Source organism: Flavobacterium sasangense DSM 21067 (assembly GCF_000686885.1).
GTDB classification, from domain to species: domain Bacteria; phylum Bacteroidota; class Bacteroidia; order Flavobacteriales; family Flavobacteriaceae; genus Flavobacterium; species Flavobacterium sasangense.
In genome coordinates, this window is record NZ_JMLU01000046.1 from 1 (window position 1) to 8,616 (window position 8,616).

Annotated in this window: 9 protein-coding genes; 8 read left to right on the top strand and 1 reads right to left on the bottom strand. The window is 30.0% G+C overall.

Annotated features, from left to right (window positions below; translation table 11 throughout):
- The 8 genes from BP92_RS0113335 to BP92_RS16405 all read left to right on the top strand — a co-directional run.
- On the top strand, positions 1-1,823 hold a 1,823-nt coding region (locus BP92_RS0113335), incomplete at its 5' end, for an efflux RND transporter permease subunit (protein ID WP_026726494.1).
- Between the two features lie 272 nt (positions 1,824-2,095).
- Positions 2,096-3,019 carry an oxidoreductase gene (locus tag BP92_RS0113340; RefSeq protein ID WP_026726495.1) on the top strand — a complete coding sequence of 308 codons (924 nt, stop codon included), beginning with the start codon at positions 2,096-2,098 and terminating at the stop codon, positions 3,017-3,019.
- Between the two features lies 1 nt (position 3,020).
- On the top strand, positions 3,021-3,389 hold the full coding sequence (locus BP92_RS0113345; protein ID WP_051604491.1) for a DoxX family protein: 369 nt from the start codon (positions 3,021-3,023) through the stop codon (positions 3,387-3,389).
- Between the two features lie 76 nt (positions 3,390-3,465).
- Positions 3,466-4,383 (top strand): helix-turn-helix domain-containing protein, encoded by a 918-nt coding sequence (locus BP92_RS0113350; RefSeq protein ID WP_026726497.1) that lies wholly within the window; start codon positions 3,466-3,468, stop codon positions 4,381-4,383.
- A 7-nt stretch (positions 4,384-4,390) separates the two neighbouring features.
- Positions 4,391-5,392, top strand: coding sequence for a DUF6268 family outer membrane beta-barrel protein (locus BP92_RS0113355; RefSeq protein ID WP_026726498.1), 1,002 nt, complete (start codon positions 4,391-4,393; stop codon positions 5,390-5,392).
- A gap of 72 nt (positions 5,393-5,464) precedes the next feature.
- Positions 5,465-5,710, top strand: coding sequence for a hypothetical protein (locus BP92_RS0113360; RefSeq protein WP_026726499.1), 246 nt, complete (start codon positions 5,465-5,467; stop codon positions 5,708-5,710).
- Positions 5,707-6,555: an RteC domain-containing protein gene (locus BP92_RS0113365; protein WP_026726500.1), complete on the top strand. Its 849-nt coding sequence runs from the start codon at positions 5,707-5,709 to the stop codon at positions 6,553-6,555. The genes BP92_RS0113360 and BP92_RS0113365 overlap by 4 nt, the downstream gene beginning before the upstream one ends.
- A 179-nt stretch (positions 6,556-6,734) precedes the next feature.
- Positions 6,735-8,342, top strand: a complete 1,608-nt coding sequence (locus tag BP92_RS16405) for a GAF domain-containing protein (protein WP_051604490.1) — start codon at positions 6,735-6,737, stop codon at positions 8,340-8,342.
- On the opposite strand, the gene BP92_RS16410 is transcribed toward BP92_RS16405, so the two are convergent.
- A partial coding sequence (locus BP92_RS16410) for an integrase core domain-containing protein (RefSeq protein ID WP_211252205.1) occupies positions 8,339-8,616 on the bottom strand: 278 nt, incomplete at its 5' end. The two genes, BP92_RS16405 and BP92_RS16410, sit on opposite strands and share 4 nt — an antisense overlap.

Genomic DNA, 8,616 nt, shown 5'->3' on the forward strand with positions numbered 1-8,616 from the left:
CAGGATTAGTTTCAAACATTATTACGCAATTCTGCGTTACGGTTATCATCTCTACTTTATTGTCATTAGTAGCTTCATTTACAATTATTCCATGGTTGTCTTCTCGTTATGGAAAGTTAGAACATATTGAAGGTAAAAACTTGTTTGGAAAAATCATTCTTGGATTTGAAAGCTATTTAACTCGTTTTACAGACTGGGTTTCAGGATTGTTAACTTGGTGTTTAGATCATTATATAAAAACTATTGTAGTTGTTTTAGTATTGTTTTTTGGATCAACAATCGGATTAATGGGTGGTGGATTTATTGGAGGTGAATTCTTCGCAGCATCTGATAGTGGTGAGTTTTTAGTTCAAATTGAAATGCCAAAAGATGCATCATTAGAACAAACCAATTTCATGACACAAAAAGCAGAAGCTTTCTTGAAAAAAGAACCATACGTTAAAAGTCAAATTACAACAATTGGGCAAACCAGTGAAGGTTTAGGGGCTTCTCAAGCAACTGCTTACAAATCGGAAATTAACGTAAAAATGGTTGGTTTAGATAAACGTGATGAGCCTGCCAATGTTTATGCTGCCAAAACAAAACGTAAATTAGAAAAAATCTTAGTTGGTGCAAAAGTTAAAACGGTTCCAGTAGGTATTTTAGGAACTGCAGAAGATGCAACTTTAGGTTTAATTGTTACGGGGCCAAATGTAGAAACAGCTATGGCATTTGCAAAAGCTGCCGAAAAAGAATTGCGTACGATTCCTGGAGCTACAGAAATAGAATTATCTGTAGAAGATGGAAATCCAGAAGTAAACGTTCAGGTTGATAGAGATAAAATGGCAGCTCTTGGATTAAGTTTACAAACAGTGGGAATGACCATGCAAACTGCTTTTAGTGGAAATACCGATGGAAAATTTAGAGCTGGTGAATACGAATATGACATCAACATTAAATATAATGCGTTCGACAGAAAAAGTATTGCCGATGTAAGTAACTTAATTTTCATTAACGATAGAGGCGAACAAATTAAATTAATACAATTTGCAACAGTAACGGAAAGTTCTGGACCAAGTGAATTAGAACGAAGAGACAAATCAGCATCTGTAACTGTAAAAGGTCAAAATGTGGGAGTTGCTTCGGGAACCATTGTAACGCAATGGCAAGAGAAAATTGATAAACTAGAAAAACCAACTGGTGTAGATTACATTTGGGGTGGTGATATGGAAAACCAAAGTGAAGGTTTTGGAACACTTGGAATTGCTTTATTAGCAGCTATTATCTTAGTTTACCTTGTAATGGTTTCTTTATATGACAGTTTTGTGCATCCATTTGTAGTATTATTTGCTATTCCACTTTCATTCATTGGTGCGATGTTAGCATTAGCTTTAACAAATAATACATTAAATATTTTCACCATATTAGGGATCATCATGCTAATTGGTCTGGTGTGTAAAAATGCAATTATGTTAGTGGATTATACCAATCAAAGACGTAAAGCTGGAGAAAGTATCAGAACTGCATTGATTCAAGCCAATCATGCAAGATTACGCCCAATTTTAATGACTACTATTGCAATGGTATTTGGTATGTTCCCAATTGCATTGGCTTCTGGAGCTGGAGCAGAATGGAAAAACGGTTTGGCTTGGGTAATTATTGGTGGATTAATTTCATCTTTATTCTTAACCTTAATTGTAGTTCCTGTAATCTATGAAATCATGGAGAAAGTAATCGCTAAATTCTCTAAAGGAGAAAAAGTAGATTATGAAGCTGAAATGGTTGCCGATTATGTTCATCAGGAACTGAGTGAAGACGGATTTAATCCAAAACATATTCAATAAGGCGCTCAAAATTAAACTAACGAGGAGTATTTTTATATTGCTCGTTAGTTTCAATTTATTATTATTTATATAACTGCTCTTTAGTTACCTTCTCTATTATTTGAAACTAAACAAAACCTTCATTTTTTTTAGTTTTTAGGATGATTAAACTTTAAAATTCATTTTAATTACAACTAAAGTCAAGTGTTTTAAACACAATATTCCTTGATTAAGCTAATTATAAAATTTGAAAACAACTCAATTTTACACTCTAATTAAAAATATTTAATAATATGGAAAATGTAAATTGGACAACAAACAACATTCCTTCGCAGCAAGGAAAAACATTCTTAATCACAGGTGCAAACAGTGGACTTGGTTTTGAAGCAACAAAAGTGTTGAGTAAAAAAGGGGCTCACATTATCATGACCGCTCGAAACTTGCAGAAAGGGAATGAAGCTTTAGAAGCTATCAAGAAAGAAAATCCAAATGCAAAATTAGACTTAATGCAATTGGACTTGGCTGACTTTTATTCAATCCGAAATTTTTCAAATGAATTTCATTCCAAGTATTCAAAACTTGATGTTTTGGTAAATAATACTGGTGTGATGAATCCACCCAAAAGAGAAGTAACAAAACAGCATTTTTCAGTTCAATTTGGCACTAATCATTTAGGGCATTTCTTACTTACAGGCTTGCTTTTGGATATACTTAAAAACACACCAAATTCAAGAGTTTCGGTTCAAAGCAGCATCGTTCATAAAACAGAAAGTATGAAGCCTGATATTCACTTTGATGATTTGAACTTTGAAAAATCATATAACAGAGACCAAGCTTATGCCCAAAGCAAATTGGCTAACTTGCTTTTTGCTTATGAATTAGACAGACGTTTGAAAACCAACAATATCAATACTATTGTAACTGTGGCACATCCAGGTTATACAAAAACAAACCTACAAGCAAATTCAGGGTTTTTAATGTCTGTTATATTAAATAATATTCTTGCCCAAAATGTCAAAATTGGAACACTGCCCATTTTACGAGCAGCCACAGACGAGAATGTAAAAGGTTCTGAGTATTTTGGACCAACCAAAATGATGGAATTGAAAGGATACCCTAAATTGGTAAAGTCAAGTGATAAATCTTATGACAAAGATTTAGCAAAAAAATTATGGAAAGTGTCTGAAAAATTAACGAACCTTACATATGAATTTTAATATGAAAACAATAAAAATCGTATTACTCTACCTGTTAGTAACTTTCTTTCTTTTTATGGGGTCAATGCACTTTATACAACCTGAGCAGTATTTTGCAATGATGCCTTCTTGGTTGCCAGCTCAAAAAACTTTAATCATTATTAGTGGCATTGTGGAAATTTTTTTAGCAGTGCTGTTGATACCAATTAAAACAAGAGCAATTGCTGCAAAGTTGATAATTGCAAAGTTGATAGTATTTTTATTTGCAATTCACATTCCTGAAGGCATAGGCTACTACAAAACAGGTAATGAGAAGTTTGTGGCAAGCATCATAAGACTACCTATTCAGTTTCTGTTTATTGCGTGGGCTTGGATATTTGCGAAAAAGTAATCTACTATAATAGTAACCTTAAAAGTCAACAATGTAAGTTCAAAACAAGTGTTGTTGATTGTTATTAATTTGACCAATGGCAAAAATTGTAAATCATTTCGCTATCAATTCCATTTCAGAGCTGCATCGCTTAATGGGATTACCTAAACCACTTCATCCGTTAATCAGTTTGATTAATATGGGTGATGTAGAATCATCTGAAAAAACAGAAGAACTACATTTTCTGCTTCATTTTTATGGCGTTTCCCTGAAAAAAAATGTAAGTGGTAAATTAAAATACGGACAGAACTACTATGACTTTGATGAAGGTGTATTGGCAATGACAGCACCAAAACAAATTTTATCAGTAAGCAGCGAAGATAAATACAAAGTCTTAGGATATTGGTTAGTTTTTCATGCTGACTTTATTTTAAATTATCCATTAGGAAAAGTTATAAAAAACTACGGCTTTTTTTCTTATGCAGTAAACGAAGCCCTACATCTTTCAGAAAAAGAAGAAAAAATGCTCGAAGGAATATTTAATAATATAGAGCAAGAATATCAGACATCAATAGATCAGTTTAGTCAAGATGTAATGGTTTCGCATCTTGAATTATTGTTGAATTATTGTAATCGTTTTTACAACAGACAATTTCTAACGAGAAAAAAAGCAGGAAATGACTTATTGAGCAAAATGGAAGAATTGCTTGATGACTATTTTAAAAAAGATAAACATATAGAATTAGGACTTCCAACAGTTCAATATTTTGCAGAAAAAATGAACGTTTCTTCCAATTATTTAAGTGATATGTTGAGAACACTCACAGGACAAAGTACACAACAGCATATTCACAACAAATTAATAGAAAAGGCAAAAGAAACATTAGTAACAACTAACTTATCTGTAAGTGAGATTGCGTATCAGCTAGGCTTTGAGCATCCGCAATCGTTTAGTAAATTATTTAAAAATAAAACCAAGGTAACACCCAAAGATTTCAGATCGACTTTTAATTAAATATAGTATGTTAAAACTTCAATTCACATTCATAGCATTAATTAGTGCTTCTATACTTTTGGCTCAAAATAATGACTCCATTTTAAAAGCTACCTTTAGTAAAAAAATTAAAGGAGAATTTCCTAAAACAAGAATGTTTAACCTCGAATACAATCTACAAGGACCAACGGCATTCACTTCAAAACTATTTGATGAGAACTTTAGTAAAGGTACAATTGATAGTCAGCGAGAAGTAAATTTTATTTCAAACATTCCATTATACAAAAACAAAAAATGGACATATACAGGCTCACTGAACTACAGGTTTAATGAGTTTGTTTTCTCTGATGTCGAAAATGTATCTAGTTCTACTAATTATACAAGTAACAAATATGAACAGTTTCACACCTTCGCTATAGTGTTAAGCACAACTTACACATCAAAATTATTTAACAAACCTTTCATCTATAATGGCAGTTTAATTTTGGATGGAGGTGAACAAGGTTTTGAAAGGATTAAAGGAATAATAGGAGCTTCAATAGTTCTAAAAGCCACTAAAAATAAAGTGTTCTCAATAGGTACGCTAGTTTTCATTGATCCAACGGCAATAATGCCTATTTTACCAATTATTAGTTATAATCAAAAGTTTGAAAATTCAAATTATGAACTAGACATATTTTTACCTCAACGACTTTTTTTTAGAAAAAACATAAGCCATTTTGCTCGTTTATCGTTAGGAAGTAGGTTAGCTCCCTCAGGATTTTATGTGTATAATGACGGAAGAAATATTCTGCTTCCAAACACATCAGAATACGCTCAAATCGAAGTGCAGTCAGGTCTTACTTACGAACATCTCCTTAATAAAAAGTGTATTATTACTATCAGTGGAGGAGTTTCATCTTTTATTACTTCTCGACTTACCGAAAAAGCCCAACCTATTAGGGAATATTATTATTCTAATCAACAAGAAGCAAAAGGATTTTTCAATATTGGACTTTCATATAACCCAGATTTAAGAAAGAAAAAGTAAGTTTTAATTAAAGTTATTTTAAATGCAAGATACGACCTCAATAGAAATCATAAAGTTTAAAATAGATCGCTTATGATTCTAAAATATATCATTTTAAAGAATAAAAACACGCCAATACTTTTTCCTAGGGAGCCATTCTCTCATTATGAAGTTGCTTATAGTCTTGGCGATGTGATATCAGCAGGTTTTTGCGTAATTCGTATTAAAGAAGAAAAATTACAAATTAAATGTTTTGGTGAATCATTAACATTGGCGATTAAATCAAATCCAAATGAAGATAAAGAAATAATTAAAAATTTTATAGCAAATAAATATTGAACACCAAGTCTATACTTTTATTAACAAAGTTAAACGAGCAATTAAATTTTACGGACATAGAAATTGATGACCCAATACAGAGAAGTGAAAATGCAGTTAATATCATTATCAATGCAGTTGAAAAATTAAAAATAATTTTTGAAAAGGAAAAGACAAAATCTCAAGAACAAGAAATTGATTTCTTTAAAAATATCAAGCCAAAATTCACATCAAAGCTAATTTATTATAATGCAATTTATAAGATTGAAACTAAGAAACCTCATGGTGGAGAACGTATCGTAAAAAAGTATATAAACAACGAGTTAGAAAAATTAAAACGCTATTTTGATAGCAATTTAGATTTCTATAGATATTATCGAACAGGAAGTAATTACTTAGATGTCAAATATTTCACCAGAGGAAAATTTGATATAAAGTTAGCGTTAGATAGCTTCTATTTCGAGGCAGACCATTCATTTTCAACATCTCACGATTTTAAAGTGGCTAAAATTATGGCTCACGATTTAATTCAAGTTTATTTGGAAGATATGCTATTAATGATAGAGAATAAAGAACCAAGAGAAAAATCACAAGTAAATCACAAGTTAAAGCAAAATTGGACAGGCTCTAAAGTCGCATTAATAGAACTTTTATACGCTTTACACACCGAAGGTGTCTTCAATAATGGTACTTCAGACTTGAAAGAAATTGCAGAATATTTTGAAAATGTATTTAGCATAGATTTAGGTCAATATCACAGAGCCTTTCTTGAGATTAGGATGAGAAAAACAGATAAAACAAAGTTTTTAAATGGGATGAAAGAAAAATTAATCAGACGTATGGAAAATACAGACGAATTACTGTAATATTAAATAATTTTAAATGTCATAGAATACTATTTCCAAGCAATTTGTCATAATTAAATTTTAAGCTATGATTCATTTAAAGAGGATTGATTTTTATTAATATTATAAATAATAAGCAAGAGAAATTTTTTATGATTAAAAAAAAAAATTATGCTTAAATTTGATAAAAAAACCATTCTATGATTAAGAATTACAAATATATAAGTCCATTTAAAATTTTAATTTCTTTTCATAAACTAATTGAGGGATTAGAACAAATAGCACTTTCAGATGTTGACTATAGATCTAATTATGCAAAAGGACTATTGAGCCAAATTAAAGATAAGACAGAGTTTAGAGATGGAATTAATAATCTTGATGTAATTAAAAACAATCAAGAATTAATTAGATATTTATTAGCTGACTTATTTCCCACAGCACTAACAAACAATGAAATAAAAGCAGTTACTCTTCCATTTTACGATTTTACATTTAATTACTCTGAGCGATTTAAAAAAATAGTAAATGATGTTGACGTTTCATTTGACATGAGCATTCGAGATATGGATGAACATCAATTTTATGTAATGAATTGTACGCTTATTTTGAACGCTTATTACAATCAGAATATTGATTTTGGAAAACCACTATTTTATGATATTCCTGATAAAAATGGTATTTTAAAGCATTACAAAATTTTATATAATGCTGATTTTTTAGAAATATTTCCAACGGAAAATACTAAGTTTTTAAATCAAACAGAAATAGAAGAATTAATTGATAATTATGACAATTTAGAGTTATGGAAAAAGGCATTTCCAGAGGGTTCTTGGAATTTAAAGGGATTTGCAATTGTTTCTTTAGTTGATGTAACAGTAGAAAATGCAGTATCAAATTTAAAATCAAATTTACTAAAATCAGATTCAGATAAAGCAGAACTTAATGAAAGTTTTGAATCAATTTTTAGATCAGTTTTAAAAATCCCTGATTTAAAAATAGGTTTCACTTTTTATGATGAAGAGGAGGATTTATTCATGAAGCCTCCGTTTAGTAATGAAAATTTGAAAAGTTTTATTCTGTTAAATGAAAAAGAAGCAGATTGTAAAAATGCACTTTGTGGGTGTTCTTATGAAAATCTTATTGAAAACAAAAAACATTTTATAATTCCAAATGTTAAAGAGTATGCATTTCTACAAAATAATAATCTTTTTTCTAATCATTTGATAAAACAGGGGGTTCAAAGTTTTTTATTAGCTCCTGTTATCAAGGACAAAAAACTATTGGGTTTAATAGAATTAGCTTCACCTACAGTTAGAGCTTTAAACTCTGTAAATGCTAACAAATTAGAATTAATCTTGCCATACTTATCGGACACAGTTGAAAAAAAAACTAACGATATGATAAATCAAATGGAGGCAATTATTCAAAAAGAATATACTTCAATTCATAAAAGTGTATATTGGAAATTTAAAAAAGAAGCTAAAAATTATTTTTATTCAGACAGTGCAAGAGAGGATTACAACTTCAAAGAAATTGTATTTAAAGAGGTATATCCTTTGTATGGTCAAATAGATATAAAAGGGTCTTCTGAAAATAGAATTAGTGCCATTGTTAATGATTTAAAATTACAAATTAATCATTTAATTGAAATTATTAACATCCTAAATTCAGATAAAAAGATTAGTGTGATTGAGCAGAAAAAATTTGAACTAGAAAGTTTTTTAAGAGAATTTGAGCAACCATTTAAGAATGAATTAGTGTACGTCTTCAAACTAAATTGGACTTTTGCTAAGAGAGTATTTAGTTAATAATTCAAAGATAAAAGATTTTTTTGATTAGTTGTTAATTTTGATTTTTGGTACTCATTTCTTCGGTTTATAATAGCCATTTTCTTTAATCGTTCACGTTCTTTTAAAATTAATTCACCTCTTCCAAAATACACGTCTGCAGGAGTTAAGTTGTTTAATGATTCATGATAGCGTTCATTGTTATAACGATAAACAAACTTTTCTAAAGCAGCTTCTAATTCTTCTGGAGCGAAGTAATTATCAAGTTTTACAACATTTTTCATGGTTCTGTGAT

Excerpts from the sequence above, each read along its gene's own strand:
- BP92_RS0113350 (WP_026726497.1), top strand. The coding sequence starts at position 3,466 with ATGGCAAAAATTGTAAATCATTTCGCTATCAATTCCATTTCAGAGCTG.
- BP92_RS0113360 (WP_026726499.1), top strand. The coding sequence starts at position 5,465 with ATGATTCTAAAATATATCATTTTAAAGAATAAAAACACGCCAATACTT.
- BP92_RS0113345 (WP_051604491.1), top strand. The coding sequence starts at position 3,021 with ATGAAAACAATAAAAATCGTATTACTCTACCTGTTAGTAACTTTCTTT.
- BP92_RS0113355 (WP_026726498.1), top strand. The coding sequence starts at position 4,391 with ATGTTAAAACTTCAATTCACATTCATAGCATTAATTAGTGCTTCTATA.
- BP92_RS0113340 (WP_026726495.1), top strand. The coding sequence starts at position 2,096 with ATGGAAAATGTAAATTGGACAACAAACAACATTCCTTCGCAGCAAGGA.
- BP92_RS16405 (WP_051604490.1), top strand. The coding sequence starts at position 6,735 with ATGATTAAGAATTACAAATATATAAGTCCATTTAAAATTTTAATTTCT.